Origin of the sequence: Pseudomonas sp. LFS044 (assembly GCF_047978245.1) — a bacterium.
Taxonomy (GTDB): domain Bacteria; phylum Pseudomonadota; class Gammaproteobacteria; order Pseudomonadales; family Pseudomonadaceae; genus Aquipseudomonas.
In genome coordinates this window covers 43,029-68,042 of sequence record NZ_JBFPFX010000026.1, presented here as the reverse complement: position 1 = coordinate 68,042, position 25,014 = coordinate 43,029, and the positions used below count along the sequence as shown (strand labels likewise).

The window sequence follows — 25,014 nt, the reverse complement described above, 5'->3', positions numbered from 1 at the left end:
ATGACTTTTTCTCCCCCAGAGGTTGTATCTGCTCCCCAGACCGGTACAATGGCGCCACTCGCTGTTCAGCGAGCCGCGTAGTGGTGGCCCCACCGGTCCCCCCGCATTGATTACCCGTTAACCTGGTCAGGCCCGGAAGGGAGCAGCCATAGCGGGAACATCGAGTGCCGGGGTGTGGCTGGTGGGGCTGCCTCCATTACGCAAGTCCTTGAATTCTCAAGGATTTCTCGCTCTAAATTCTCGAAGTGGACCAGTACCGTAGTGCACCTGAGTGGTGCGCCATGAGCGGCATATTAGCGTTCCTACCTGCTGGACGCCACCGCGAGGTGGGGTGTTGGCATGAGCGCGATACTGGCCTCCCGTGTCAATGGTTTATGGTAGTGGCACGATGATGTCGGGTGCCATAGAATCAGCTGCCTGTTAAGGTCCACCAAGGAAGAATGTATGGCAGTTAACTCGTTCCGCCCGCGTAAATTCGAAGACCATGAAATTGTCGACTCTGAAGGTAAGGTTGTAGGCCATATTCGCGTCAAGCCGAGCGGTGTGCTTTGGTCGCCTAAGAATGGCAAGGGGTGGCTGGGAGTATCGCTTGCCGATTTCGCGGCATTCATGGAAGCTAAGGGCGATAAGCAGACTAAGTAGCGCTGGAACTCAGGCTCCGGGCTGCCTTTACCTGTTATCAGGGTCGGCACTGGACATGTGCCGTTCGAGATCTTGAAGGGTAGCGGTGCATGGTTACCCTCAAGAGATTGTGGGTCGTCCCAGCCTGCTCCTGTTCCGCTTAGTTGATTCTGTTAAATCGTTGTCTCACAAGACGCAGCTAGCAGTACTCAGCTGTTCTGGGTGCTTTACCTTCTGTGTCTGATTTGAAGGACGCTTATGGCTAGCGATAATGAGCGCGCAGATCAGCTTGGGATGATGCAAATCGACGCGTCTAACAAGCTCGATCAATTTATCCTCGGCGCCACACTTGCTATATGTGCGTACCTTGCACAGACTAACCCATACGCACCATTCGGGCTGAACGAGGAGACAATGTTACTCGTCAGCCTGCTCACATTTGCCAGTAGTGCAGCCTTTGGCTTCTGGAGAATTGAGGCCAAGATTGCGATCATGTTCGCTAATGCCCAAGCTTTGGATGCGGATGAGCCTGAGGGTATTGAGGCTCATCGATCGGTCGGCTTAAGCTTTATTCGTAAATCGGTGTTGCATTATCACTGGCGCAATATATTGCTTCTTGCTGGGCTCGCAAGCTATGTTGGTACTAAAATCTGGGCTAGCTATCAGTCGAGCGGCTGGATACCTGTGAATTAAATTAACCAGGGGCCAATCTCGGAATGGGTAGTGCTCAGGGTGATGTTTGAGATTTTATTTTAACGGAAGTTATAGTGTCATCGAATATGCTTCTGTTATCAGACCAAACGCACCGCTCTCCCGTGTGGCGGATTTAGTACTTCACGATGACAAAGGATGCGAGAATGACTGATGTAGAAGTTGCTCCAAAAGTATTTATATCCTATTCATGGGAGAGTGAAACTCATAAAGAGTGGGTGCGCGGGTTAGCTGAAAGGCTGGTCATGAATGGTGTGAATGTGAGGCTGGACCAATGGCATATATCACCTGGGCAAAGCCTGACTCAGTTTATGGAAGTAGAGGCGCAGAGTTGTGACTTCGCTTTAATTATTTGCACTAAGGATTATAGCAGGAAGTCTTTGCTGCGGGCTGGTGGAGTGGGGTATGAGCAGCAGATAATCACAGGGCGTATTGCCGCAGGTCTGGGGCGAGAGCGATTCATTCCTATTATTCGAGATGGTGAGTTTGCACCAGGTTCTGATTGCTCAGTCCCTCCTCAGTTTTCAGGAATCTACGCCATCGACATGCGAGATGACGGTGTGCAAGATCAGCGGATTGAAGATCTACTGCGTGCGATATTTAAAGAGCCGGCTTTAAAGCCGCCTCCAATCGGGCTTCGTCCATCGTTTGCAGCAGTTTCAAATATTAAAAGTAATAAGTTGCCTGTCCATCGGTTGGCCGTACTAGATATTGAGGGGTGGCATCTATTGAGTGGGGTCGCGAGCAATGAGCGCTCCCCTAAGACATTTATTATTCCGGAAGTATCGGATAGGTATAACTTAGAATTGGGCGATGTCGTCAAGCTTCAGTTTGAATTCTCTCTTCTCGATGAGAATGAAGATGATGAGCTATTCTGCGAGCGGATGTGGGTTGAGGTTACAGGTTACTCTGGCCCATATATATTAGGTAGGCTTGTAAATCAACCTGTTTGTTCGGATGAGCAGGATAACCTTCATCATGGGGGGCAAGTGGTATTCCTGCCGGAGCATGTCATAGACATAACGAGGGAATGACTGGTTCCTCTCTTCTCTCCGTAATGCTTGGTGCGGAAGCATAATGAAGAGGGCGAGTAATTAAGCTGATGCGCATGGTTTGTGTGAGCGGAGGAGTTAGCCCGTTATTGAGTCCTGCCTTGGCGTTATGCAGAGTCTTTGGTAATGCTCAGTAAACTTGCATGTGGGGCTTGACTTTAGTTTTAGTATAGCAGGTTGTTGCCGGGTTGGGGCGCTGTTGGTAATGGTCGGCACTTTGTGCTGCTAGAGTGGGATCTGAGCGAGGACGTAGAGATGGAATTCGTAATGCGAGTAATTGAAGGGAGTGGTTTATGTCAATGACTGCTGCGGAAGACGAAGTATTTACCGCCTTCTTGCGAGATAAGGCCGCAGAGGCTTATCAGGCTGTTAAGTACAAGCCTAATGACTTCTTGAAAATGCTCGGTTCGATAGGGGGCTATAGGACAGCAGTATCACTGCTCTCCAAAGGCGCGCTGTCTGAGGGTTTCAAAAGGCTGTGGAGTGAGGGTAGGCTTGATCTTTCAGTCGAGGCAGTTATTGTTGAGAGCCAATGGGCTAAATTCTTTGATCAGCAGTTGCTCTCTCTTGCAGAAGACCGGCTTATCAAGGCTGGGTACAAAGTCATTGGCCAAGACTTGGGAGTCGGTGTTTGCTCGGTGTCCGAGTCCGCTCTAGAAGTTGGTTCATTGAAGTTGTTGTTTAGTGTGGGGCAGAAGTATTCAAGATCGGACATCTTTACGGTGCTCGGATTTGATCCTCATCCATCAGGGGGTGACTGGTTCACTGGTTACGTTCAGCATGCCGGGAACTATTTTGTATTCTGTAACGTAGGTAGTGTTGGAAGGACTGGGCATGACTATGATAATCATTTCATTGGTGATCAGTTAGTATGGTATGGCAAGAATGGTTCAAAGTTAGAGCACCCCTCAATCAAGCGACTTCTGAGTCGACAAGGGCAGGTCTTCATATTCTACCGCTCAGATAATCAGGATCCATTTATATTTGCTGGTGTAGCAATGCCATCGGATGTAGTTAATTCCACTCCTGTAAAAGTGGTGTGGAGTTTCAGTTCTAATGTGTCTAGGAATGATGGGCAGGTTGCAGGTTGCGCTACTGTGGTAGAGGGGGCGGTTTCAACTAGGTTGGTAAAGATGTATGAAAGGGACCGAGGGGCTCGGTTAAGGTGTGTAAACTATTGGGGCTGGCGATGCTTTGTATGTAGCTTCGACTTTGAAAGGATTTATGGAGGGCTTGGGAAGGACTTCATACATGTTCATCATCTGAAACCCTTATCGGAGATCGGTGGAGAGTACCATCTGGATCCAGAGCAGGACCTACGCCCAGTTTGCCCTAATTGTCACGCGATGCTTCATCGCTCAGTGCCAGCGCTTACAATTGAGGAGCTACAGCGTCATATGCATCTGGCTTCTTTGTAGTGCAGATGCCTCATCTGGGGGCGGTGTCAAGAACCTTGTCTATGCGCTATCGCCGCTAGTGGCGCTAATTTCAAAATATGGCAGACGCGGTGATTCGCTAGGGTCGCAGCCGTTCTATTGCTGAAGCTATCGCTTCCGAATTAGTGTCCAGTGCTTCTAGTGCCGCCATCACGTTATGATGGACGTTCACGCTGCCCCGCTGTCGTATCCATGTACTTACTTCCTCCACTGAAGCTCTGAGTGCGATCTGATTAAGATGCAGCAGCTCCAGGGCGTCGGCTAGGGCGGCAGATTTATCATCATCCATAATGTCATCTCAACAATTGTAGTGGTTTGGATTAAGTGAAGTCAGGTACTAGCCTTCATCGCACGCTGGATGGTGCTCAGGCTTACACGCAATTGCTCAGCAGCCTGACGGAATGACAAGCCCTTGGTTACTCCGTCACCAGCGATAGCTGCTCGTATTGCTGCGTCATCCACTGTCTTAGTACGGCCTTTGTAGGCGCCTCTCTCCTTAGCCTTAGCGATACCTTCTCGCTGACGCTCCTTGATCATAGCTCGCTCAAACTGCGCTACAGCTCCCATCATCGAGAGCATCAGGTGCTGGGTCGGGTTGTCTTCGCCAGTGAACTCCAACTGCTCTCTATTAAAGCGGATATGGACTCCCCGCTTGGTCAGGTCTTCCACTAGCTTCAGTAGATCCGCCAGAGAGCGAGCAAGCCTGTCAATGCTGTGTACCAGAATGGTGTCGCCCTCACGCACGTATTCCAGCATGGCCTGAAGCTGGGGGCGGTCAGTGGTAGCGCCGCTGAGCTTCTCGGTGAAGACCTTATCTAAGGCAACACCGTCAAGCTGGCGGTCTACGTTCTGATCTGCCGAACTAACTCGGATGTACCCAACTCGTGCCATATCCCTGTCTCTGTATTCATTTGACTCTAGATGCTGGGAGTGTGGCTGTATTCATTGTCAAAAGCAAGCCTAATGAATACGGGTTGCAGGCGTTATGTGTATTCACCAGCTGTGGTCGGTTAAGTAGAGGTAAAAGAATACTCGGATCCTGTACATCATCAGCCCCTCCAGCTTGTACGTCACATGTCTATCATTCTCCGATAATGGGCGCAGGCAGATCCCTGCTCCTTGCGGATCAGGTTCAGGACTGCCCGAATGCTTAACAAGCCAGGTCGTAACGCCCCATGCCCTTGCGGAAGTGGGTTTAAGTTCAAGCGCTGCCATGGCACTGATGATGGCCTAGGCCGGGAGCATCAGGTAGAGGGGTCACATATGCGGGACGCGTTAGAAGCAGCGATCTCGCGTCATCAGGCACAAGAGTTTCAGCGACGCGAGCAGCAGGGGCTTGGCAAGCCGATCATATCCTCAACATTCCATGATCACAGGCTCGTCGCCGTTGGTAGGAAGATTCATTATTCAGCCAAATGGCGGACATTCCATGACTTCCTATATGACTACCCCAAGGTGGTTCTAGGTCTTGAATGGTGGCATGCCGAGATTGATAAGCCAGTGGAGCAGCGGCATAAAATCCTCCACTGGGCGACCCGTAGCTATGACCAATCCAGAGCACACGTTGAAGCCGTAGGGCCGGGCAGTGCTCAGCCGATGACAGGGGCCATCGAGTCATATATGCGATTGGCTTACGATCTCTATAGCTTGGAGCACGCCGTGGAGGTTCAGCAATTACTGATCGACCGTATCAAGTGCTCTGACAATTTCCCAGGAGCGCTCTATGAGGTGCGAGTGGCCGCAGCTCTTCTTCGAGCGGGCTTTAGCTTGGACCACCAAGATGAAACTGACAGGCGTAGTACCCACGTTGAGTTCATTGCCACTCATACATCATCAGGGGCGATTTACGCTGTTGAAGCAAAGCGGCGAGAAGGCAAGCGGATGAATATCAATAGGCAGATGAGTCGAGCCTTGAGCAAGCATTCGGATCATCCCCGCATAGTCTTCATCGACACGAATGACGCGCGCTTAGAGGAGGGGAGGAAGCGGCCCACTCCTGTGGTTCTGGTAGAGGCTGAAGGTATGCTCAAGAGGTTTGAGTTGGACCCCTTAGCGAAGGCGCTCCCTGAGGCTTACATCATCGTAACGTATGACCCGCACGAGCATCATCTTGATGCTGTTGACCTACCTTCTGGTCTGCTCCTATGGGGATTTCATATTGCGGACCTGCACCCTGGGGCTAAAACCCTTCTTCAGCAGGTTGAGATTCAGCGGCGACACGCCCCAGTCTTCGACTTGTTAGAGTCGATGCAGAAGCACAGACGCATTCCCGTGACGTTCGATGGAGAGCCCGATGCATTCATTGGCGGTCCGCCCGCAGCTAGGCTTAAGGTTGGTCAGCTGCTACAGGTTCCAGGCTCAGATGGAGCATTGGTGAAGGTGAGGCTGGAGAGTGGCGTCGTCATGGCCGAGCAGAGAGAAGCTTGGTGTGTTGTGTGCAGCAATGAACAGCGTTTTATTACCAGGATTCCGCTGTCCGATGAAGAGTTACATGCCTACGCTCAGCATCCTGCAACCTTCTTCGGTGTCATTGACAGGAATGCAGCTCGCTCGGCTCCGAGAACTGAATTGCACTGGTTCAACTTCCTATGGGAATCCTATTCGAACACCGCTAAAGATACCTTGATTGAGTTCATGGGGCAGGCACCTGATATCGAGTACTTAAAAGCGCTGACTCAGGTGGAGTTGGCCACTGAGTACTGTGCCCGCATGGCGTGCGTGATGCTAAAGCAGATGGATGATAGAGCAGGCGGGGACCTGGCTTAGTCTCTTCGCCTTCAATCCCAGCAATCCCGTGGAGTGTGGTGCGAGTAATCCACTCCACCGAGGCGTTCAAGGCGGCCCGTTAAATAGCTATCAATTAGCTTCAGGTATGGTTCTTAAGTGAGGTGTGCTGCTCACATGTCTTCGAAGAGGTCCGCGATGCTGACGCCCAAGGCGTCGGCCAGCACCTTGATGGCGTTGATGGAAGGGTTGGCACCCCCTGTCTCGATGCGAGACATGTAGGTCCTGGCGAAGCCGCACCGATCAGCAAATGCTTCCTGACTCATACCCATAGCCACACGCAGCTCCCTGACGCGGGTGCCGAACTGGTGCTGAAGCGCTGGAGACGGAGGGGGGGCGGGCATTCCCCAATGGTCCAGAGATGTGATCTAATCGGACACACACTAATCGTGACATTCGGGGGTTAGGTTGTCTCTGCCTCTGGAGATTGGTGTGACGGCTAAACCTACGTCCCTCTACCAACCCGGTACGAGTGTGCATGGTAGGCCAGCTTCACTCAGCAGCTCACGTGAGGCGTGAGCAGTAAGTCCTCAAGTAAGTCAAATCAGTAAGAAACCCAGTAAGACCGTAAGACGTAAGGCCATATACCAAACCTACCTCTCACTGGAGACATACTGATGATTGAACAACAAGCTTCAAGCAATGGCGCAACCGATAATGGTCAGGCCACCCTGTACATGAAGCGAGCCCTCTTCGGGGATGTAGCTGACGTGATCCGGACCAATCCCAAGGCCGCCACGGTCATGCTGAACCTTTTGGCAAAGGTGTATAGCGACGGTCATGTGGAGACTACCTTGGCCGTTGTGGCTGATCAGTGCGATATGACGCTGAAGGACGTAGGAATGGCGATTGCTCACCTTTCAAACGTGGGCTTGATCTGCTCGGTAGAGGCTTCCCTTGAGCCAGGAGGCCCACTCATCTGTGTAGTGAGCCCTGGCTTGGCTACGGCAGACAAGCCTGAAGTGTGCGTGTAACCCCTTAATCACCCTATTGACGGTCTGCCTTGGCTGATCCTCGCTTTTGAAGCAAGGCAGGCAAGGCGGGCCTTAGCCCATTATCAACTGATCACCCAGTTAATCAGCATCAGCACCCGGTGTCCTGATCTTCAGGCTTACTGCCGTCTAGGCAAGTGATAAAGAAGCTGATGCGTTGCAGCGATGACTTCCTATGCCCATCTAGGGCAATTACCTATCGAACCTAAAGTATATTGTTATGGCAAGGACCTTCCGCAATCCAGCGAATGGGCACGTAGAGGAAGTGGCCGGAGAAGCCGCTGGGCTGGTAGTACTACTTGGTCCCATCTACCTTGCATTTAAGGGCCTCTGGGGGCACTTCTTCTTATGGCTGCTTCTGGTGGGAGGCTTCTCGTTAGCAACTGGAGGGTATGGAATCGTCTTTGCTCTACCTATCGCAACCATCGCTTATGCAGCAACCATAAACAAGATGATTGTCAACTCTTACCTCCGCAGGGGTTGGCAAGAAGTAAATGTAGCACCAGATCAGGTTACAGGCCAAGCAGTTGTAACTATCAGCGGCCAGAGAGACTGCCCCTATTGTGCAGAGCTGATCAAAGCTCAAGCTAAGAAGTGTAAGCATTGTGGCTCAGAAGTGGAGTCGCTGGCTCAAGTGGATTCAAATACTGTTAGTAAAGAGCAATGGTTTGTGACTTTGCCCTTCGCCTCTAACAAGGAGTACAGAGAGATAACAGATAAGGTTCGAGGGAGTGGTTATGACGTGCCCTCGGAGACGTCTAAGTTTATACGGGTAGGTCCCTATATTAGTGAGGCTCAGGCTTCTAATGCTCTTCAGGCGCTTGCAGCAGATCATGGCCTTCAAGGTGGCGCCTTAGAGAGTGCTTCAGCTCTGTAAGCTGCTAGGCAGTGGGGCGGAGCGCAAGCCCCACAAAGCTAAGTGGGAGTGCTGGTGATTTATATGTGGTGACGTAGCCGTCACGGCGGATTACTTTGAGTGAAAGCCAGAAGAAGAGCAGGGTGGTGCTGCCCCACTCCACCCCTAGTTGAAGAGTTAACCTGCGCCTGTCGGCTTGGTTCCTGTAGTGGGCAGGAGAGCAACAGCCCACTATATTGTTGGTTTGGGTCTCTTATAACCTGTGACGCGCCGTCACGCGATAATATATCTATGCCGCTCGGCATGATTGAGATCAAGGCTTAGAGAGGGAGGGCAGTACAGCCCTTATCTCCCTCTGCTGATAGAATTGTTATCTTGCCTCACGGCATGTTTGCAGCAGGGGGCAGGGCGGAAAGCCCCCAAAGCTTTTGATCTCAGCCTTGTAGATATACCGTGACGTTCGTCACGTAGCTATAGATTCAAAGGGTCCCGTTAAGGTTAAAGCAAGATCAAGAGCGGGGGCTTTATTGCCCCTTCTCCGCTGCTTAGAGATATTGTTCGTGCCTTGGGCACAAGTGATCCTGCTGTGGCGAAGCCGCCACGATAGTGAATTCATAGAGGTAATTAATCTCAAAGCTTCGCTTTGGTACTCACCTTACATATATGCGGCCGTATTACTCCCCCCCCCCCCCTCCCTGCTCCTGAACCATTGCGGGCGACTATGCTGCCTGTGGGGTCTTATGCTCTGCTGCCTCGGCTCGCCATTTTCTGATTGTCTTCGGATCGACCTTTGTATCTCTTGAGATGGGCTTGACCTGAGCACCTTCCCTCAGCATCTGCATCACTTTAGACTTCATTGGGTGCTCCTGGCGTCCGGGGAATTTGATGGTGGTCTCCTGATGTTGGGTGTTATTCAACTCTGCTTCGTGTTCTTCAATGCTATTGAATTGGGTCAGTGTGCGTAGGTCATAGTGAAGCTTCTCCAGTACCTCAGAGCTTGGGATGTTAGCGTCATCGCAGTCTTGCCAGTCATGAGTGGTTGCTATAGAACGGCTGAGCACTTTGATGGGAGTGCCATTCATCTCTTGGGAAAGCAAGCTGGGGCGGCTCTTCATCATCCATGGGATTATTAGTTGGACTGCTTTTAAGTATCGTCTCGCATGTCGTTCCCTTAGCTGTAGCAAGTCCTCGATGGCTTCGTTCGAGAAGATGGGTAGGTTTTCCAGAATTAATGTTAATTTGCGCACTGACAGCGGCATGGATTTACCGTTCGTACCTATTGGCTGGTCATGCCAATCAAGTCTGGCTATACCCTCTATTATGTCCATCGCAAACTTGGGATAGCGCCCCCACTGCGTTTCGCGTCCGATGAATCCATAGAATGGGTTGGTGATAGTCTTGGGCTTTGGTCCTCGCGTGCTCTTCGGCTTTCTATTCTGGGAGGTCGGTGTATTGGTATTCAGCAATCGCTGTGTGTTGGCAGTTATTCGTGCGTTTAGTGCTGCAAGTTTCAGGGGGGGAAGGAGATTTGTGGTGCGAGGTTTCAATTGGTAACTTCCTTGTGGTTGCTCGTCGGTGCGCACATGCATACACCTGTAATTATTGCTAGGCTTGTCTGTGAGTGTCGCAGGCAACACGAGCCCTGCTCTGATCAGTAGTCCAACGGCTTGAGTAAGCGAACTCGTGGGCTGATTGTGCTTGTTTAGGTATTAGTTGCTTGGTTGGGTTGTGTTTCAGTTGCGCGCTACTAAGCTTCAAGCGGACAGTTTGATTCTGTTTGCTCTGGGAGCGTCGTCGGGTAATGCGGTAGTTATCAGGCGACCGTTGCTTTATTATCCATTGAGCAAGAGTAGCTATCGATTAATGCGTCTGGATCTAACCTGAGATCAGTTGGTTCTTCCGGAAACTATGGCGACAGAAGAAGTTGCGATGATGATGTCATGCTTGGTGTGGAGTACGTTTGCGCCTGGGACGGTTTTGAAACTTGGGGCTAGAGCGTCTAGAGGAACATCTGGTAAGACTTGAATTTCGTTGGGATGGATGCTATCAAGAAGCTGTCCCGAGTCAACTGCACGAGTGCAGTTAGGGTGTGAAGACAGTGGCTAAACGGTAATGTGATTCTCCTTGAGTACTACTTGTGCGTCTTCTGGGGGCAGTCAGGGGAGGGCTAACCTGCTTCCCCTGATCCGTAGTCGTCGGCGCTATTGTCCTGTTGCTTCCAGTCTGATCTGGCTAAGTGCTTCTGCCATTGCCCTCAGAGGGCTACGGCTGCCGTAGATACTGAAGGTCACTGCTCCGTCTTCATGGCCAGCTATCCGCTTGATCAACGAGTCTTGCACCCCAGCATCGCGCAGGTCATCAATGAGCGTGTGGCGGAAGCTGTGGAAGGTCTTGCGAGTATCAGTGATGCCCAGCTTCGTCTTGTAACGACCGAACCACTTTGACGGAGCATGGCCGAGCTTGCCCCGCACTGCTTCCAGCTCAGGGAATACCCGATCAGCGCCAGTAGCTTTGACTGATTCAACATGTTTAAGCAGGCCCAGGTCCAGCAGGGCAGGGTGTAGGGGGATCATCCGACGACTGCTAGCGTTCTTCAGGTTTTGCCCATCACGACTGTCATCAACACGGATGCAGTGAATCCCTTGTTGCTCGATGAAGTTATCAACCCGTAACTGGCACAGTTCTTCCAGCCGGCAACCCGTAGCTCGCCCCATTAAAGGTAGCCAGTAACGCCAGGGGTGCTTGCGTGCTTCCTTCCGCAGTGCCTCAAGGCTCAGCAATGCAGTCAGATCATGGTGGTCAAATGACAGGCGTGCTTCCTTTGCTGATCCTGTCATAACCTTCATCCCAGCCAGAGGGTTCTCCGCGACATACCCGTTCGCCTTGCACCAGTTCATAAAGGCCGTGAGCTTGCGTAGTCGGTTGTTGACCGTGACTGCGGTGATGGCCTTGTAGGTGCTACCCGACTCGACCACTTGCCTCAGGGTCTTCCCCTTGAATTCTGGCCGTAAGCCGAAGTACTGAGGGCAGCGGCTAAGCCGTTCTTTGAGTAGGCGAGCTTGTTGAGCATCGAAGGCTAACGCAGGCATATCACCCATCAGCTCGAATAGATCCGTAAGTGCGCGTTCAACGTCATCGGTGCTGCCTTGCCGCCATGTGCCACCGCGTTTGCCCTCTTCTATATAAAGCTTAGAAAGGGTTGCCAGGGTGGGACCGCCACTTGCTGGCTTCGGTGTGGGTGCCATAGCTTGCTGTAGTGCAGCGCGAGAGGTGGGCATGGGAGATGAGTCACGCCACTGTATGCACAGCACACTCAAAGCTTCAGAGGGTGTCAGGGGGTGCTCGCTCAGGTGGCAGCTCACCCGCTGAGCCAATGAGGTGGCAAGGTACAAGGCCGCTTGCCGCTCACGTACCCGGAGGGATATGCGAAGGGTGTGGCGGTTGGGGAATAAGTGCTTGGGTAGTCGAAGGTTGAGGTAGTAAACGGACTGGCGGCGAACGATGTAGGCCATGGGTGAGCACCAGAGTGGACCAGTAAAGTGGACCAATTGAGTGGAACAATTCTGGTCACACCCCGAGTCTTGTGCGTCCATGTTGAGTGTCTACATGGGTAGATGGTGAGCTACCCCATCAGCTTCAAACCCTTGCCCCATAAGGCCTGCATTGATTCCCGAGCATGCTTGCATGCGACCTGGTCAGGCCCGGAAGGGAGCAGCCATAGCGGGAACATCGAGTGCCGGGGTGTGGCTGGTGGGGCCGCCTCCATTTCTGGGGTCGGAAAACCATGTGCATACGCGCTTGGCTCTCGGTCTCATCTCCCCAGTGCCAATGCTAACCTAGCAGCAGAATGCCGCCGACCAGCAAGGCAATGGTGAATCCTGCTCCAAGGCTAAATAGTAGAAACTCTTCCCACAGAGAGGAGCTATTTGTTCGACGCAGATCTTCGTCAAGTGCCTCTATTATGTCCCGCTGTATTCGCTTGATGTTTTGTTGGTGTGGAGCGGACATGATTTCCCCTCTAGTCTGGATGGCGGGAGAGCGCTCATAGCTTGATGATCAGGCCTAAGATGCCTCCGGCGGCTGTAGCAATAGCTGACCCTGCCACTATGGGATACCAGCGCGTTTCTCGTGCCAATTTGCGGGCCTCCGCGCTCAGTTTATTAGCTTCTGCCACGAGCTTGCGATTTTCCAGGTGCAGCTTGTCCAGTTCCAGGTTTTCTCGATCATCTTGAAGCATAAGCCACCTTACCGGGTGACGGCACAGGCCTTGGTGCAGGTATTCTGGGCCTTGTGTACTCTTATGGAAATCATTCACTTCAGTTGGAGTTGTAGTCCGAGCCTGTTCATCAAGTGGTCCATCTTGGCTTTGAAGGGGTGTATGGGAGCCCCTTACATAAAAACAGGATCATTCCTACAACCTTGCATTTGCTGACGAATTATCCTACGCACTCTGTCGACACCCGTCTGATTGTCCCTGGAAACCTCGCCCTATAGCCTTTTGCGGTCGCTGTCGGTTCAGCGATCGGGTGTGGAAGCCTGGAAGCGGTCACGTCGGGCAGTTGTCGTTTATGGCAGCTGTGCGCGGGAGGTATTCGTACCTGCTGGGTTTCCCACGTGCCTGGTCTTCCACCCCGTGTACAGCTGCCACCCCTCATGCGTGGAAGCAGGCGGGCGCAGCTCAGATAACGTGGAGCTGTTATGAAAAAAATTGTCCCTGATCCACCACACGTTTTCGAACTTCCTCCCGGCAAATCCCTCTCCCGCGCCATCAGCGACGGCATCGTGCCGATTGAGTTCGTGATGATGAATGTCACCCATTACCTGATGTTCGCCTACAGCGACAGCCGGCGGGCGCTTGAGCGGATCGAGGATGAAGAGACGCGGCAGCAGCTGGAGCATGGGTTGCGGGCGATGCAGATTACCTGGGGGCAGGCGGATGCTTTGGCCCTGGCGGTTGAGCGGCAGCGGTAGATGCTGAAGAAATACCGGAGAGATATCTGTCGGGCGCTCCAACTACGTCCCAACTTCTCTCCGGTGTTCGCTGGTTTATGCAGAGCGCTTCAACGTATGCGCTGATTTGTTCTGTTTTTTCCCATGCCCCGCCGCCGAAAGCTTCATCAGCCGCTGGAATTTCGGGCAGGCCAGATGATCCTCCTCAGGGCACTGCGCCGCATGTCGCAGCCCCTTGCTCATCGCCTGCAGCTGCCTGATCCGCGCATCTAGTTCATCCGCCTTGGCTATCAGCATCTGCCGGTCAACCTGCAGGTTGACCAGCATCGCTCCCACTTCATCCAGAGAAAACCCAGCCGCCTGGCCCAATGCGATCAGCGCAAGCCGGTCTTCAACGTCAGCTGCAAACTGTCGGCGTTGCCCCTGCCTGGCGAGTGATTCGAGCAAGCCTATCTTCTCGTAATAACGCAGCGTTGATGCAGGTACACCTGTGCATTTTGCTGCGGGATGTGGCGATCTAGAAGCTACTGGGGCAGGGGGGGGACTGTGCTTACGCCGGCTTCATGCTTTAAACACTGATGTTTACAGCGAGCGGATTTTATCGGACCGAGCCCACGGGGCGTGGAGGTCGCGTCCTGCATCTTTGCGCAGCAAGCATCATTACAGTGATGCAAGCCGCAATAAAAGGAGCGCAGGTATGAAAATGAGCAAGCGGGATCTGGTCGCCGGTGTGTTGGTGACCGTGCTGTGGGGTTGTAACTTCTCGGTCATCGAGCTGGGTTTGAGAAGCCTCGACCCCTATCTAATGACACTGTTGCGCTTCTCTTTCTGCGTGATTCCTCTAGTTTTCTTTATTCGCCGTCCATCCGGCATATCGTTCGGCGTACTGGCACTTTACGGCGTGCTTTTCGGCGCCGGGTTGTGGTGGTTGGTCAACTTCTCGATGTACCAGGGTTTGTCTCCAGGCATGTCCTCCGTATTCTTGCAATTCAGTGCCTTCTTCACAATTTTGCTGAGCAGTGCGGTGCTGGGCGAGCGTATCAACGTGGCTCATCTTTGCGGCATGGCCTTCGCAGCCTGCGGTTTGATGATCTTGCTGTCGAACGCTGAGTCATCGACATTGATGGGCGTGATTCTGGTATTGGTCGCGGCGTTGGCCTGGGCGTTATGCAACCTGCTGGTAAAGCTGAAGCGTCCATCCGAAATGATGGCTTTCATCATATGGTCGAGCCTGTTCTCGGTGCCGGCCATCTTCGTTCTGACCTTGGCAGTCAAGGGTTGGGCACCATTCAGGACCCTGACTAAGGGGGTGGCACCGGAGGCGGCGTTCTCGATTCTCTTCCAGAGCTATATCACGACCATCCTGGGGTATTGGGTGTGGAACAACCTCATGAAGAAGTATCCCGCTGCCCAGGTTGCGCCTTTGTCGCTACTTGTCCCAGTGTCGGGGGTGGTTGCCTCGTATGTCTTCTTTGGTGAGCAAATGAATGCATTCAAGACAATAGCCATTGTTTTTGTTCTCCTGGGTCTTTTGATTTTTGTCAACGCCCAGAGCCTGGCGGGTTTCCTGCGTACAGGCCGCCGAAATTGCTAATTTACAACGTGGATATAAAGCGCATGGATGCCCTTTGTCAGAGGTTCGGCGTATCCGAATCCTGTGACTTCTCGTGTGTCTTGAACAATGTGTAACCGTCGAAATCGAGCGCAGCGCGGGCGGCGCTCGATCTCAAATGAGCCACATTAATCTAGGCGGACCCTCAGCCGCCTGTTCAGGGACGGGCCGCCGAAACCCCCTCCCTATACCCAGTAACCCCATACCGCCGCGTAATCCGCTCGATTTCCCCCGACTCCTTCATCCGCACCAGTGCCCTCAACACCCCCTGCGTCGGCAGCGTCGGGTCGTTGCGCACCATGCACCCCAGCGCCTGCTCCTCCAGCACCGCCAGCACCTGCAGGCGCTGCTCGGCCGGCAGCCGCTGGTTGAACCACTGCAACGACAGCTCATTGCTGACCGCATGCCGATAACGCCCTATTTGCAGCTTCTGCAGCGCCAACTCCTGGCTACGGCTGTCCTCGCGGCGCAACTGCCCCTGCTCGAATAAAGGCTCCAGCGTCGGGTAGGTGTACCCCAGCACCGTGCCAATGGGCTGCCGCGGCAGTTGCTCCGGCCGGGTCGGGGCGTTGTCACCTGGCTGCCCGACCAGCACATCGCGCTGATGGAACAACGGTATGCTCCAGACAAAATGCCCTGGCCGGTCATTGAACCACTGCGTGCTCACATAGCAGCGCACGTCGATGTCGCCATCATCCATCGCCTGTTGCAGGCGCAGGCGGGCCAGCACGTGGTATTCGGGGCGGGCGCCGACTTCGCGGGCAATCCATTGCATCAGGTCGAACAGCAGCCCTTCGACCGGCTGCTCGCCCTCGACGCGCATCAGCGGCATGCTCCAGCTTTCGGCGACGGAAAAGCGCAGCACCGGTGGATCGGCCAGGCTGCAAGTGGTCCAGAGCAATAACAGGGCCAGCAGTCTTCGCAAAGCACATCCTCCATGAACAACGTGCGCCAGTTACTTAGCGTAGACGAACCATGCAGGGTGCAATTTCGGCCCCGCTCCGCTAGCATTAGCGATCTTCCGCTCGATCAGGCTGCGATGGTTTTTCGATGAGTTATCAGGTTCTTGCACGTAAATGGCGTCCGCGCTCGTTCCGCGAAATGGTCGGCCAGACCCATGTGCTCAAGGCCTTGATCAATGCCTTGGACAACCAGCGCCTGCACCATGCCTACCTGTTCACCGGTACGCGTGGCGTGGGCAAGACCACCATTGCGCGGATCATCGCCAAATGTCTCAACTGCGAGACCGGTATCACCTCTACACCGTGCGGCACCTGCTCGGTGTGCCGGGAGATCGACGAAGGCCGCTTCGTCGACCTGATCGAGATCGACGCCGCCAGCCGCACCAAGGTCGAGGACACCCGCGAACTGCTCGATAACGTGCAGTACGCGCCGAGCCGTGGGCGCTTCAAGGTCTACCTGATCGACGAAGTGCACATGCTCTCCACCCACTCGTTCAACGCCTTGCTCAAGACGTTGGAAGAGCCACCGCCCTACGTCAAGTTCATCCTCGCCACCACCGACCCGCAGAAGCTGCCTGCCACCATCCTGTCGCGCTGCCTGCAGTTCTCGCTGAAGAACATGAGCCCGGAGCGGGTGGTTGAACATTTGAGCCACGTGCTGGCCGCCGAAAACGTGCCGTTCGAGCCGGATGCCCTGTGGCTGCTCGGCCGCGCTGCCGATGGTTCCATGCGCGATGCCATGAGCCTCACCGACCAGGCCATCGCCTTTGGCGAAGGCAAGGTGCTGGCCGCCGATGTGCGCGCCATGCTCGGCAGCCTCGATCACGGTCAGGTCTACGGTGTGCTGCAGGCGCTGCTGGAAGGGGATGCGCGGGCGCTGCTGGAGGCGGTGCGCAACCTCGCCGAGCAGGGGCCGGACTGGAGTGGCGTGCTGGCCGAAATGCTCAACGTGCTGCACCGGGTGGCCATCGCCCAGGCCCTGCCGGAAGCCGTGGACAACGGCCAGGGCGACCGCGACCGGGTGCTGGCGCTGGCGTCGGCCTTGCCGGCCGAAGATGTGCAGTTCTACTACCAGATGGGCTTGATCGGCCGTCGCGACCTGCCATTGGCGCCGGACCCGCGAGGCGGTTTCGAAATGGTCCTGTTGCGCATGCTGGCGTTCCGCCCAGCCGATACCGACGATGCGCCGAAGCCGGTACTAAAGCCGGTGGGGATCAGCCAGGCCACAGCTGATCCTGCAACACCGGTGGCAGCGCCAGCGGTGGTTGCGCCCCCGCCAGCCGAGGTGGCTGCCGTCGTCGAGGCAGCGCCTGCGCCACAGCCACAAGCCGAGCCTGAGGCCAGCGTCGCTGACCCAGAGCCAGAACCGGCCCCGGTAGAGGAGGTCATCGACCTGCCCTGGGAAGAGCCGGCAGCCAAGCCTGAGCCTGTTCCCGCGGCCGTCGAGCCAGAGCCGGCCCCGGTTGCCGAGCCCAAGCCTTCGGTAGCCGAACCGCCCGTTGCTCAGCCCATCCATGACGAGCCGCCATTCGACCCTTCTGCCTACGCCCCGGCGGGCATGGACCGTGATGACGAGCCGCCGATGGATGAGGATTACTACGGCGGCGAAAGTGACCCGGTTGGCTTCAGCTACCTGGACGAACTGGTCGAACACGTCCAGGAAGAGGCCCCCATCGCTGCGCCCGAGCCGCTGCCGGCCGCCAAGCCTGCCACTGGCCTGGCCCTGCAATGGCTGGAATTATTCCCGCAGTTGCCTGTCTCCGGTATGACAGGCAACATCGCCGCAAACTGTACGTTGATCGCTGCAGACGGTGACGATTGGCTGCTGCACCTGGATCCGGGCCAGGGCGCGCTGTTCAACGCCACCCAGCAACGCCGCCTGAACGAGGCGCTCAACCAGCACCTGGGGCGCACCCTGAACCTGCGGATCGAGCTGATCCTCCCGGAGCAGGAAACCCCGGCCCAGGCAGGGTCGCGCAAGCGCGCCGAGCGCCAGCAGGATGCGGTGACGTCGATCGAGCAGGATCCGTTGATCCAGCAGATGATCAAGCAGTTCGGTGCCACCGTGCGGCAGGATACTATTGAGCCTGTAGAAGCCCTGGCCAGCCAGGGCCAGTAATCGATAACCATGCGGCCGGGCCTGCGCCGGGCCGCATCACACGAACCAATCGAGGTATACCCCCATGATGAAAGGTGGCATGGCCGGCCTGATGAAGCAGGCCCAGCAGATGCAGGAAAAAATGGCCAAGATGCAGGAAGAGCTGGCCAACGCCGAAGTGACTGGCCAATCCGGTGGCGGCCTGGTCAGCGTGGTGATGACCGGTCGCCATGACGTCAAGCGCGTCAGCATCGACCAGAGCCTGATGTCGACCGACGAAGACGACAAAGAAGTGCTCGAAGACCTGATCGCTGCCGCGCTGAACGACGCCGTGCGCAAGGTCGAGCAGAGCAGCCAGGAAAAAATGGGTGGCATGACCGCCGGCATGCAACTGCCGCCGGGCTTCAAGATGCCGTTCTAAGGCATTTGCACCGAAAACCGCCACTGGGAAACCGTGGCGGTTTTTTTATTGGGTTTGCTGATTGAATGCTTCGAACAATCAACCTCAGCCCTCACTCGCCTTTGGACAACTCCACTGATCGCCGATGTGCAGCAAAGGCAGCCGCACCCCCCAGTTCGCGAAGTTTGCCGTCCCCTTCAAATACTTCAATGGCAGCCGCCGTCGTGCCGTTCGGTGAAGTTACCGCTGCTCGAAGTTCGGTGAAATCGGCATGTAGCTGATGTTGCAAAGTGGCAGCACCCCACGCAGTTTGCGCTGCCAGCTTGCGCGCCAGTTCTGCTTCCAGGCCTAACTTCACACCGGCCTGTGCCAGCGCTTCGCTAAACAGGTGATAGTACGCCGGCCCGCTTCCACTGATGGCTGTGACTGCGTCAAGTTGCTCTTCTTCTGCAACCCAATGTGCCGTGCCGACTGCTTCGAATAGCTGACTGATGGCAGCCTTGCGCGCCATATCCAGCTCCCCGCTCGCATATAGCCCGGTGCAACCTGCCGCCACGAGTACCGGAGTATTAGGCATGGCCCTGACTACCGGGCAGCGCTGCTTCAGCGCACAGCTCAATGTGGCCTCGGTAACACCAGCGGCAACCGATATCACGATGGCCTGGCTGCACTGGTGGTCGCTCAGCCCCCGAAGTGCATCAGTGACATAGGCGGGTTTCACGGCCAGGACGATTAGCTGGAACGCCTGGTCGTAAGGGACCTCTTCAAGCCGTGCATAACAGCCAGCCCCGGCATCCTTAGCCAAACCCGGATCGACAATGGTCAAGCGCTCTATCAGCCCAGCTTTAAGCCAGGCATTACCCAGCGCGCCGCCCATGCGCCCATAGCCGATAAACAGCACATTCATTGGATGCTCTCCGTGTAGTTGTTGTTGTGTCATTTCTAGATTAAGAGCATTTCCGTGTTGGGTGCAACCCGGTGCAACTTTGAATGTTCATTCAATTAAAACCTTGCGGTGTGGTTTTTTTCTTCCCAGGCACCATTATGGTGAGCGCGCTGTTTTTTTCTGTGAAAACGAATCAAAACAGGGCATTTCCTTAAGTATTCAAAAAAAATTAAAGATTAAACGTTTAATCTTGGTTGCACCTTTTTCCACAGTTTGAATACCATCCGCTCGCAACGGTGCAACCTGGTTGCTCTTTGTCACACTTCACACAGTGCTCGCCGACATAACATCAAAAAAACGGAGACTCGAATGACGCCGTCCAGTGCAACTCCCCCAGCAACCCAGGGGCGTGGCCGAGCCTTGGTCGCCAGCCTTACCGGCAGCTCCATCGAATGGTTCGACTACTTCCTCTACGGCACCGCCGCCGCCCTGGTATTCAACAAGCTGTTCTTTCCGACCTTCGACCCGGTGGTCGGCCTGCTGCTGGCGTACCTGTCGTTTTCCCTGACCTTTTTCGTGCGGCCCATCGGCGGTGTGCTGTTCGCGCACATTGGCGACCGTATCGGGCGCAAGAAGACCCTGGTCATTACCCTGTCGCTGATGGGCGGCGCTACGGTGCTCATCGGCTGCTTGCCCACCTATGAGCATATCGGCGTCTGGGCACCCATCCTGCTCATCAGCCTGCGTGTGATCCAGGGCCTGGGCATCGGTGGCGAATGGGGCGGCGCGCTGCTGCTGGCCTACGAGTACGCACCGGCCAAACGCAAGGGCCTGTTCGGCAGCGTGCCGCAGGTGGGGGTGACGGTTGGCATGCTGCTGGCCACCATGGCCGTGAGCTTGATGGCGATGTTGCCGGAAGACCAGTTCATGAGCTGGGGCTGGCGTGTGCCGTTCGTACTGAGCGCGGGCCTAGTGTTCCTTGGCCTGTGGATTCGCCATGGCCTGGACGAAACCCCGGACTTCAAGAAAGCCAAGGAAACCGGCAACGTGGCCAAGATGCCCCTGGTCGAGACCCTGCGCGACCACTGGCGCGAAGTACTGATCGCTGCCGGCCTGAAAGTGGTGGAAACGGCGCCTTTCTATATCTTCTCTACGTTCGTGGTCAGCTATGCGGTGACGACCCTGGGTTACAGCAAGGTCACTACTCTGAATGCAGTGATGATCGGTGCGGCGGTCGCCTCGCTGATGATTCCGCTGATGGGCTGGCTGTCGGACAAGGTCGGGCGTAAGGCGGTCTACATTGCCGGTATTCTGCTGATCGCCGCGTTCATCGTGCCGTATTTCATGTTGCTTGATACCCGCACCACCTGGGGCCTGATGCTGGCCACGGTGATTGCCTTCGGCGTATTGTGGGCGCCGGTGACTGCCGTGCTGGGTACCATGAGTTCGGAGATCTTCTCCACCCGTGTGCGCTACACCGGCATCACCCTGGGCTATCAGCTGGGCGCCGCCCTGGCTGGTGGTACCGCACCACTGATCGCGACTTTCCTGCTCAGCCGTTACAACGGCAGCTGGCAACCGGTCGCCCTGTACTTGCTGGGCACGGTGCTGATCTCGCTGGTCGCAGTACTGGCCGTGCGCCCTGGCCGGCGCGACGACCAGCAGACGCCGCTGCGCGGGGCGGTCGAGTCCTGAGCCGCTGGCTATCGCTGCAAGCGAAGGCCTGCGGCGATAGCCGGATTCAGTGAGGCGCGGGTGAACGCGTGCTGGGCAGCCGGGGTCAACTGCAACGCTGGGTCAGTTGTTTTTACCCGTGACGTGGGAGATTTGACGCTGCCAGCCCGCGCCGGTATAAACCGCCTCTCATTGATTTATCAGGCCTTCCCCCATGAGCTTCAGCCCCCTCATCCGCCAACTGATCGACGCCCTGCGCACCCTGCCCGGTGTTGGCCAGAAAACCGCCCAGCGCATGGCGCTGCAGCTGCTCGAGCGTGACCGCAGTGGTGGTGTGCGCCTGGCCCAGGCGCTGAGCCAGGCCATGGAAGGGGTTGGCCATTGCCGCCAGTGCCGCACCCTGACCGAGCAGGAGTTGTGCCCGCAGTGCGCCGATACGCGCCGTGACGACACCCAGTTGTGCGTGGTGGAAGGGCCGATGGACGTGTATGCGGTGGAGCAGACCGGTTATCGCGGCCGCTACTTCGTGCTCAAGGGGCACCTGTCGCCGCTCGATGGCCTGGGGCCTGAGGCGATTGGTGTGCCGCAACTGATGGCGCGGATCGAAGAGCAGGGCAGCTTTACCGAAGTTATCCTGGCGACCAACCCGACCGTGGAAGGGGAGGCGACGGCGCATTACATCGCGCAGTTGCTGGCGGAGAAGGGCTTGGTGGCATCGCGGATTGCCCACGGCGTGCCGTTGGGTGGCGAGCTGGAGCTGGTCGATGGCGGCACCCTGGCGCATGCCTTTGCGGGGCGTCGGCCGATTTCCCTTTGATTTGAATTGTCGGGGGCCGCAGTGCGGCCCTTTCCGACCGGTCCGGCGCCCCGGCAAGGCCGCTCCCTGTAGGAGCCGGCTTGCCGGCGATTGGGGCCGCAACGCGGCCCACGAGGCTGACTCAGTACTCGCTCAGCGAAAACTCGGTCAGGCAGAAGGTAGGCACACCCGCCGCCTGCAACCGGCGGGAACCGTCCAGCTCCGGTAGGTCGATGATTGCCGCTGCCTCGAATACCTGAGCACCGGTTCTGCGCACCAGGTTGGCCGCAGCCAGCAGCGTGCCGCCGGTGGCGATCAGGTCATCGAAGATCAGTACCGAATCCCCTTCGCACAGGCTGTCGGCATGCACTTCGAGGAAGGCTTCGCCGTATTCGGTCTGGTAACCCTCCGACAATACATCGGCCGGCAGCTTGCCTTGCTTGCGGAACAGGATCAGCGGCTTGTTCAGCTGGTGGGCGATGATCGAGCCGATCAGGAAACCCCGCGCGTCCATGGCGCCGATGTGGCTGAACTCAGCCTCGACGTAACGCTCGATGAACTGGTCGGCGACATAGCGCAACCCGCGCGGCGACTGGAACAGCGGAGTGATGTCGCGGAAGATCACGCCCGGTTTGGGGAAGTCCACTACCGGGCGGATCAGGGCTTTGAGGTCGAAGGCTTCGCTGTGCATTGTTGCGGGTATCCTGGGAAAACGAATGCGCCAGTATACCTTTTTCAGCCAGGCTTTCAGGCCTCCATTGCTCCGCCGGCCAGCGCACACAGCTGGATCGGGTCGAGAATGTGCACTTCCTTGCCTTCGGCGCGGATCAGGCCGTTCTGCTGGAAGCGGGTGAACACCCGCGACACGGTTTCCACCGCCAGGCCAAGGTAGTTGCCGATTTCGTTGCGCGACATGCTCAGGCGGAACTGATTGGCCGAATAGCCGCGGGCGCGGAAGCGCGCGGACAGGTTGACCAGGAAGGTGGCAATGCGTTCGTCGGCGGTCTTTTTCGACAGCAGCAGCATCATTTGCTGGTCGTCGCGGATTTCGCGGCTCATTACCCGCATCAGTTGGCGGCGCAGCTGCGGCAGTTGCACCGAGAGCTCGTCCAGGCGCTCGAAGGGGATTTCGCACACCGAGGTGGTCTCCTGGGCCTGGGCCGACACCGGGTAGGCTTCGGTGTCCATGCCGGACAGGCCGACCAGTTCGCTGGGCAGGTGGAAGCCGGTGATCTGCTCTTCGCCGCTGTCGCTCAGGCTGAAGGTCTTGAGCGCGCCGGAACGTACTGCGTAGACCGAGCCGAAATTGTCACCCTGGCGGAACAGAAACTCGCCTTTTTTCAGCGGTCGCCCGCGTTTGACGATTTCGTCCAGTGCATCCATGTCTTCCAGGTTGAGGGAAAGAGGCAGGCACAGGGGGGCCAGGCTGCAATCCTTGCAATGGGCCTGGTTGTGGGCGCGCAGTTTGACTGGCTCGGACATTTGAATCGATCCTTGTGGGAAAGCACACATAAGTCGTAAGGGTAACCTACGGCATAGGGTGTAGGCCAGCGTGCGCTATTGTGGTGCGCCGTGGCCGAACCCCAGCTGCATGATGCCGGGGGTCCGTTGGTGCCCATAGTGTGCCTGGCCAGCAGGCTTGTCCATGCGGTGAATCGACTCGCTAATCTAGATAACGCGAGAGAAACGCTGGTGATTGTGCATCGCCAGGTAGGCATCGAACACCATGCACACCGAGCGGGCCAGCAGGCGCCCGGCTGGCAGAATGCGAATGCCTTTGTCGTCCAGGCGGATCAGGCCGTCGCGTTGCAGGGTGAGCAACTCCGGCCACAGCTCGTTGAAGTAGCCGCGAAAATCGATGGTGAAGGCTTCTTCCATCGGCTCGAAATCCAGCTCGAAGTGGCAGATCAGTTGCTGGATGACCGCCCGGCGCAGGCGATCATCATGGGTGCACACCAGCCCGCGCTGGGTGGGCAGCTGGGCATTGGCAAGCGTGTCCTGGTAGGTATTGAGGTCGCTGCTGTTCTGGCAGTACAGATCACCGATCTGGCTGATCGCCGAAACCCCGAGGCCGATCAGGTCGCAGTGGCCGTGGGTGGTGTAGCCCTGGAAATTGCGTTGCAGCGTACCTTCTTCCTGGGCCACGGCGAGTTCGTCGTCGGGCAGGGCAAAATGGTCCATGCCGATGTAGCGGTAATCGGCGTCGGTGAGCTGCTCGATGGTGGTGTGGAGCATCTCCAGCTTCGCTGCCGGGGCCGGCAGGTCGTTGTTGTCGATGCGCCGTTGCGGCATGAAGCGTTCCGGCAAGTGGGCGTAGTTGAACACCGACAGGCGGTCTGGCTGCAGGCGGATGACCTCTTCGACGGTGCGCGCGAAGCCTTCGGGTGTCTGCTTGGGCAGGCCGTAGATCAGGTCAAGGTTCACTGAGCGGAACTGCAGGGTGCGCGCCGCCTCGATCAGGGTGCGGGTCTGTTCCAGGCTCTGCAGGCGGTTGACCGCGCGCTGCACCGCTGGGTCCAGGTCCTGCACGCCGAGGCTGACACGGTTGAAGCCCAGTTCGCGGAGCAGGCCCATGGTCGACCAGTCGGCCTCGCGTGGGTCGAGTTCGATGCCGTAGTCACCGGAATCGTCGTCCAGCAGGTTGAAATGCTGGCGCAGGGTGGCCATCAGCTGGCGCAGTTCCACATGGCTGAGGAAGGTCGGCGTGCCGCCGCCAAAATGCAGCTGTTCAACACGTTGTTTAGGGTCCAGGTGGCAGGCGATCAACTGGATCTCCTGCTCCAGGCGCTGAAGATAGGGCGCGGCGCGGCCGCGGTCCTTGGTGATGACCTTGTTGCAGGCGCAGTAGTAGCAGATGTTGGCGCAGAACGGCACGTGCACGTACAGCGACAACGGGCGCACCGCCCGCCGGCTCTCGCGCAGGGCGTGAAGCAGGTCGAACGAGCCCACTTCGCTGTGCAGTTGCACGGCGGTGGGGTAGGAGGTGTAGCGCGGGCCGGCCAGATCGTAGCGGCGGATCAGGTCGGCATCCCAGCGTAGATCTTCGAGCATGTGGGCGGTCCCCGGAAAGAGCAGCAGTGCCCCGGAGTCTATGGTCGTCTGTAGGAATCTGTGTTGATTTGTATCAAGAGCTAACGGGGCACAATCGCTGCGGTCCACCGCCACGGCAAGCCGGGCCTCACAG

Annotated in this window: 23 protein-coding genes, 1 other RNA gene and 1 pseudogene; 14 read left to right on the top strand and 11 right to left on the bottom strand. The window is 56.4% G+C overall.

Going from position 1 to position 25,014, the window contains the following annotated elements:
* The first annotated feature begins 90 nt into the window (after positions 1-90).
* The 5 genes from ffs (at position 91) to ACNQPL_RS20315 (ending at position 3,802) form a co-directional block, all read left to right on the top strand.
* Positions 91-187: signal recognition particle sRNA small type (gene ffs / locus ACNQPL_RS20335), an RNA gene on the top strand.
* A gap of 257 nt (positions 188-444) precedes the next feature.
* Entirely contained in the window at positions 445-642 is a 198-nt protein-coding gene (locus tag ACNQPL_RS20330; RefSeq protein WP_302088503.1) for a hypothetical protein, read from the top strand.
* A gap of 237 nt (positions 643-879) precedes the next feature.
* The gene (locus tag ACNQPL_RS20325; RefSeq protein WP_416467713.1) at positions 880-1,314 is read left to right on the top strand and encodes a hypothetical protein; all 435 of its coding nucleotides are present in this window, start codon (positions 880-882) and stop codon (positions 1,312-1,314) included.
* Positions 1,315-1,478: 164 nt separating this feature from the next.
* Complete coding sequence (locus ACNQPL_RS20320; RefSeq protein ID WP_416467712.1) at positions 1,479-2,366, top strand: TIR domain-containing protein; 888 nt, start codon at positions 1,479-1,481, stop codon at positions 2,364-2,366.
* A 311-nt stretch (positions 2,367-2,677) separates the two neighbouring features.
* Positions 2,678-3,802, top strand: coding sequence for an HNH endonuclease (locus tag ACNQPL_RS20315; RefSeq protein WP_416467711.1), 1,125 nt, complete (start codon positions 2,678-2,680; stop codon positions 3,800-3,802).
* A gap of 348 nt (positions 3,803-4,150) precedes the next feature.
* Here ACNQPL_RS20315 and ACNQPL_RS20310 read toward each other — a convergent pair whose 3' ends face one another.
* Positions 4,151-4,711 carry a recombinase family protein gene (locus ACNQPL_RS20310; protein WP_416467710.1) on the bottom strand — a complete coding sequence of 187 codons (561 nt, stop codon included), beginning with the start codon at positions 4,709-4,711 and terminating at the stop codon, positions 4,151-4,153.
* A gap of 255 nt (positions 4,712-4,966) precedes the next feature.
* On the opposite strand from ACNQPL_RS20310, the gene ACNQPL_RS20305 reads away from it, so the two are divergent.
* Complete coding sequence (locus tag ACNQPL_RS20305; RefSeq protein ID WP_416467709.1) at positions 4,967-6,586, top strand: YecA family protein; 1,620 nt, start codon at positions 4,967-4,969, stop codon at positions 6,584-6,586.
* Between the two features lie 131 nt (positions 6,587-6,717).
* Here ACNQPL_RS20305 and ACNQPL_RS20300 read toward each other — a convergent pair whose 3' ends face one another.
* Complete coding sequence (locus ACNQPL_RS20300) at positions 6,718-6,948, bottom strand: helix-turn-helix domain-containing protein (protein ID WP_416467708.1); 231 nt, start codon at positions 6,946-6,948, stop codon at positions 6,718-6,720.
* 273 nt (positions 6,949-7,221) lie between these two features.
* Here ACNQPL_RS20300 and ACNQPL_RS20295 point away from each other — a divergent pair, with 273 nt between their 5' ends.
* Positions 7,222-7,578, top strand: coding sequence for a hypothetical protein (locus tag ACNQPL_RS20295; protein WP_416467707.1), 357 nt, complete (start codon positions 7,222-7,224; stop codon positions 7,576-7,578).
* A gap of 238 nt (positions 7,579-7,816) precedes the next feature.
* Entirely contained in the window at positions 7,817-8,473 is a 657-nt protein-coding gene (locus tag ACNQPL_RS20290; protein WP_416467706.1) for a hypothetical protein, read from the top strand.
* 698 nt (positions 8,474-9,171) lie between these two features.
* On the opposite strand, the gene ACNQPL_RS20285 is transcribed toward ACNQPL_RS20290, so the two are convergent.
* The 3 genes from ACNQPL_RS20285 to ACNQPL_RS20275 all read right to left on the bottom strand — a co-directional run bounded on the left by ACNQPL_RS20285 (position 9,172) and on the right by ACNQPL_RS20275 (position 12,689).
* On the bottom strand, positions 9,172-10,035 hold the full coding sequence (locus ACNQPL_RS20285) for a helix-turn-helix domain-containing protein (RefSeq protein WP_416467705.1): 864 nt from the start codon (positions 10,033-10,035) through the stop codon (positions 9,172-9,174).
* A 618-nt stretch (positions 10,036-10,653) separates the two neighbouring features.
* Positions 10,654-11,964 carry a tyrosine-type recombinase/integrase gene (locus tag ACNQPL_RS20280; protein WP_416467704.1) on the bottom strand — a complete coding sequence of 437 codons (1,311 nt, stop codon included), beginning with the start codon at positions 11,962-11,964 and terminating at the stop codon, positions 10,654-10,656.
* Positions 11,965-12,494: 530 nt separating this feature from the next.
* A complete protein-coding gene (locus ACNQPL_RS20275; RefSeq protein ID WP_346614060.1) occupies positions 12,495-12,689 on the bottom strand; it encodes a hypothetical protein in 195 nt (64 codons plus the stop codon).
* Positions 12,690-13,150: 461 nt separating this feature from the next.
* Here ACNQPL_RS20275 and ACNQPL_RS20270 point away from each other — a divergent pair, with 461 nt between their 5' ends.
* Complete coding sequence (locus tag ACNQPL_RS20270) at positions 13,151-13,423, top strand: hypothetical protein (RefSeq protein WP_416467703.1); 273 nt, start codon at positions 13,151-13,153, stop codon at positions 13,421-13,423.
* A gap of 75 nt (positions 13,424-13,498) precedes the next feature.
* On the opposite strand, the pseudogene ACNQPL_RS20265 reads toward ACNQPL_RS20270, so the two are convergent.
* Positions 13,499-13,903: pseudogene (locus tag ACNQPL_RS20265) on the bottom strand (helix-turn-helix domain-containing protein); the annotation flags it as partial.
* 196 nt (positions 13,904-14,099) lie between these two features.
* On the opposite strand from ACNQPL_RS20265, the gene ACNQPL_RS20260 reads away from it, so the two are divergent.
* Positions 14,100-14,996, top strand: coding sequence for an EamA family transporter (locus tag ACNQPL_RS20260; RefSeq protein WP_416467702.1), 897 nt, complete (start codon positions 14,100-14,102; stop codon positions 14,994-14,996).
* 175 nt (positions 14,997-15,171) lie between these two features.
* On the opposite strand, the gene ACNQPL_RS20255 is transcribed toward ACNQPL_RS20260, so the two are convergent.
* Positions 15,172-15,939 carry a substrate-binding periplasmic protein gene (locus tag ACNQPL_RS20255; protein WP_416467701.1) on the bottom strand — a complete coding sequence of 256 codons (768 nt, stop codon included), beginning with the start codon at positions 15,937-15,939 and terminating at the stop codon, positions 15,172-15,174.
* A gap of 125 nt (positions 15,940-16,064) precedes the next feature.
* On the opposite strand from ACNQPL_RS20255, the gene dnaX reads away from it, so the two are divergent.
* Both dnaX and ACNQPL_RS20245 read left to right on the top strand, forming a co-directional pair.
* The gene (dnaX, locus tag ACNQPL_RS20250; protein ID WP_416467700.1) at positions 16,065-18,095 is read left to right on the top strand and encodes a DNA polymerase III subunit gamma/tau; all 2,031 of its coding nucleotides are present in this window, start codon (positions 16,065-16,067) and stop codon (positions 18,093-18,095) included.
* 64 nt (positions 18,096-18,159) lie between these two features.
* A complete protein-coding gene (locus tag ACNQPL_RS20245) occupies positions 18,160-18,495 on the top strand; it encodes a YbaB/EbfC family nucleoid-associated protein (RefSeq protein WP_008093501.1) in 336 nt (111 codons plus the stop codon).
* 91 nt (positions 18,496-18,586) lie between these two features.
* Here ACNQPL_RS20245 and proC read toward each other — a convergent pair whose 3' ends face one another.
* Positions 18,587-19,381 (bottom strand): pyrroline-5-carboxylate reductase, encoded by a 795-nt coding sequence (gene proC / locus ACNQPL_RS20240; RefSeq protein WP_416467698.1) that lies wholly within the window; start codon positions 19,379-19,381, stop codon positions 18,587-18,589.
* 348 nt (positions 19,382-19,729) lie between these two features.
* On the opposite strand from proC, the gene ACNQPL_RS20235 reads away from it, so the two are divergent.
* Both ACNQPL_RS20235 and recR read left to right on the top strand, forming a co-directional pair.
* Positions 19,730-21,055 carry an MFS transporter gene (locus ACNQPL_RS20235; protein WP_416467696.1) on the top strand — a complete coding sequence of 442 codons (1,326 nt, stop codon included), beginning with the start codon at positions 19,730-19,732 and terminating at the stop codon, positions 21,053-21,055.
* 193 nt (positions 21,056-21,248) lie between these two features.
* Entirely contained in the window at positions 21,249-21,851 is a 603-nt protein-coding gene (gene recR, locus ACNQPL_RS20230; RefSeq protein ID WP_346615961.1) for a recombination mediator RecR, read from the top strand.
* A gap of 121 nt (positions 21,852-21,972) precedes the next feature.
* Here the strand turns inward: recR and ACNQPL_RS20225 are convergent, their stop codons facing one another.
* From ACNQPL_RS20225 to hemN, 3 genes are all read right to left on the bottom strand, one after another.
* Entirely contained in the window at positions 21,973-22,521 is a 549-nt protein-coding gene (locus ACNQPL_RS20225) for an adenine phosphoribosyltransferase (protein ID WP_003254303.1), read from the bottom strand.
* A 56-nt stretch (positions 22,522-22,577) separates the two neighbouring features.
* Positions 22,578-23,312 carry a Crp/Fnr family transcriptional regulator FnrA gene (fnrA, locus tag ACNQPL_RS20220; protein ID WP_054884113.1) on the bottom strand — a complete coding sequence of 245 codons (735 nt, stop codon included), beginning with the start codon at positions 23,310-23,312 and terminating at the stop codon, positions 22,578-22,580.
* A gap of 186 nt (positions 23,313-23,498) precedes the next feature.
* Positions 23,499-24,881, bottom strand: a complete 1,383-nt coding sequence (gene hemN / locus ACNQPL_RS20215; protein ID WP_416467695.1) for an oxygen-independent coproporphyrinogen III oxidase — start codon at positions 24,879-24,881, stop codon at positions 23,499-23,501.
* Between the last annotated feature and the right edge of the window lie 133 nt (positions 24,882-25,014).

What these genes read in the sequence shown, in the direction of transcription:
- proC (WP_416467698.1), bottom strand. Translation starts at nt 19,381, where the DNA reads ATGAATGTGCTGTTTATCGGCTATGGGCGCATGGGCGGCGCGCTGGGT.
- ACNQPL_RS20330 (WP_302088503.1), top strand. Translation starts at nt 445, where the DNA reads ATGGCAGTTAACTCGTTCCGCCCGCGTAAATTCGAAGACCATGAAATT.
- ACNQPL_RS20295 (WP_416467707.1), top strand. Translation starts at nt 7,222, where the DNA reads ATGATTGAACAACAAGCTTCAAGCAATGGCGCAACCGATAATGGTCAG.
- ACNQPL_RS20225 (WP_003254303.1), bottom strand. Translation starts at nt 22,521, where the DNA reads ATGCACAGCGAAGCCTTCGACCTCAAAGCCCTGATCCGCCCGGTAGTG.
- recR (WP_346615961.1), top strand. Translation starts at nt 21,249, where the DNA reads ATGAGCTTCAGCCCCCTCATCCGCCAACTGATCGACGCCCTGCGCACC.
- ACNQPL_RS20315 (WP_416467711.1), top strand. Translation starts at nt 2,678, where the DNA reads ATGTCAATGACTGCTGCGGAAGACGAAGTATTTACCGCCTTCTTGCGA.
- ACNQPL_RS20310 (WP_416467710.1), bottom strand. Translation starts at nt 4,711, where the DNA reads ATGGCACGAGTTGGGTACATCCGAGTTAGTTCGGCAGATCAGAACGTA.
- dnaX (WP_416467700.1), top strand. Translation starts at nt 16,065, where the DNA reads ATGAGTTATCAGGTTCTTGCACGTAAATGGCGTCCGCGCTCGTTCCGC.
- ACNQPL_RS20245 (WP_008093501.1), top strand. Translation starts at nt 18,160, where the DNA reads ATGATGAAAGGTGGCATGGCCGGCCTGATGAAGCAGGCCCAGCAGATG.
- ACNQPL_RS20270 (WP_416467703.1), top strand. Translation starts at nt 13,151, where the DNA reads ATGAAAAAAATTGTCCCTGATCCACCACACGTTTTCGAACTTCCTCCC.
- ACNQPL_RS20305 (WP_416467709.1), top strand. Translation starts at nt 4,967, where the DNA reads ATGCTTAACAAGCCAGGTCGTAACGCCCCATGCCCTTGCGGAAGTGGG.
- fnrA (WP_054884113.1), bottom strand. Translation starts at nt 23,312, where the DNA reads ATGTCCGAGCCAGTCAAACTGCGCGCCCACAACCAGGCCCATTGCAAG.
- hemN (WP_416467695.1), bottom strand. Translation starts at nt 24,881, where the DNA reads ATGCTCGAAGATCTACGCTGGGATGCCGACCTGATCCGCCGCTACGAT.
- ACNQPL_RS20260 (WP_416467702.1), top strand. Translation starts at nt 14,100, where the DNA reads ATGAAAATGAGCAAGCGGGATCTGGTCGCCGGTGTGTTGGTGACCGTG.
- ACNQPL_RS20235 (WP_416467696.1), top strand. Translation starts at nt 19,730, where the DNA reads ATGACGCCGTCCAGTGCAACTCCCCCAGCAACCCAGGGGCGTGGCCGA.
- ACNQPL_RS20290 (WP_416467706.1), top strand. Translation starts at nt 7,817, where the DNA reads ATGGCAAGGACCTTCCGCAATCCAGCGAATGGGCACGTAGAGGAAGTG.
- ACNQPL_RS20320 (WP_416467712.1), top strand. Translation starts at nt 1,479, where the DNA reads ATGACTGATGTAGAAGTTGCTCCAAAAGTATTTATATCCTATTCATGG.
- ACNQPL_RS20275 (WP_346614060.1), bottom strand. Translation starts at nt 12,689, where the DNA reads ATGCTTCAAGATGATCGAGAAAACCTGGAACTGGACAAGCTGCACCTG.
- ACNQPL_RS20280 (WP_416467704.1), bottom strand. Translation starts at nt 11,964, where the DNA reads ATGGCCTACATCGTTCGCCGCCAGTCCGTTTACTACCTCAACCTTCGA.
- ACNQPL_RS20300 (WP_416467708.1), bottom strand. Translation starts at nt 6,948, where the DNA reads ATGCCCGCCCCCCCTCCGTCTCCAGCGCTTCAGCACCAGTTCGGCACC.
- ACNQPL_RS20325 (WP_416467713.1), top strand. Translation starts at nt 880, where the DNA reads ATGGCTAGCGATAATGAGCGCGCAGATCAGCTTGGGATGATGCAAATC.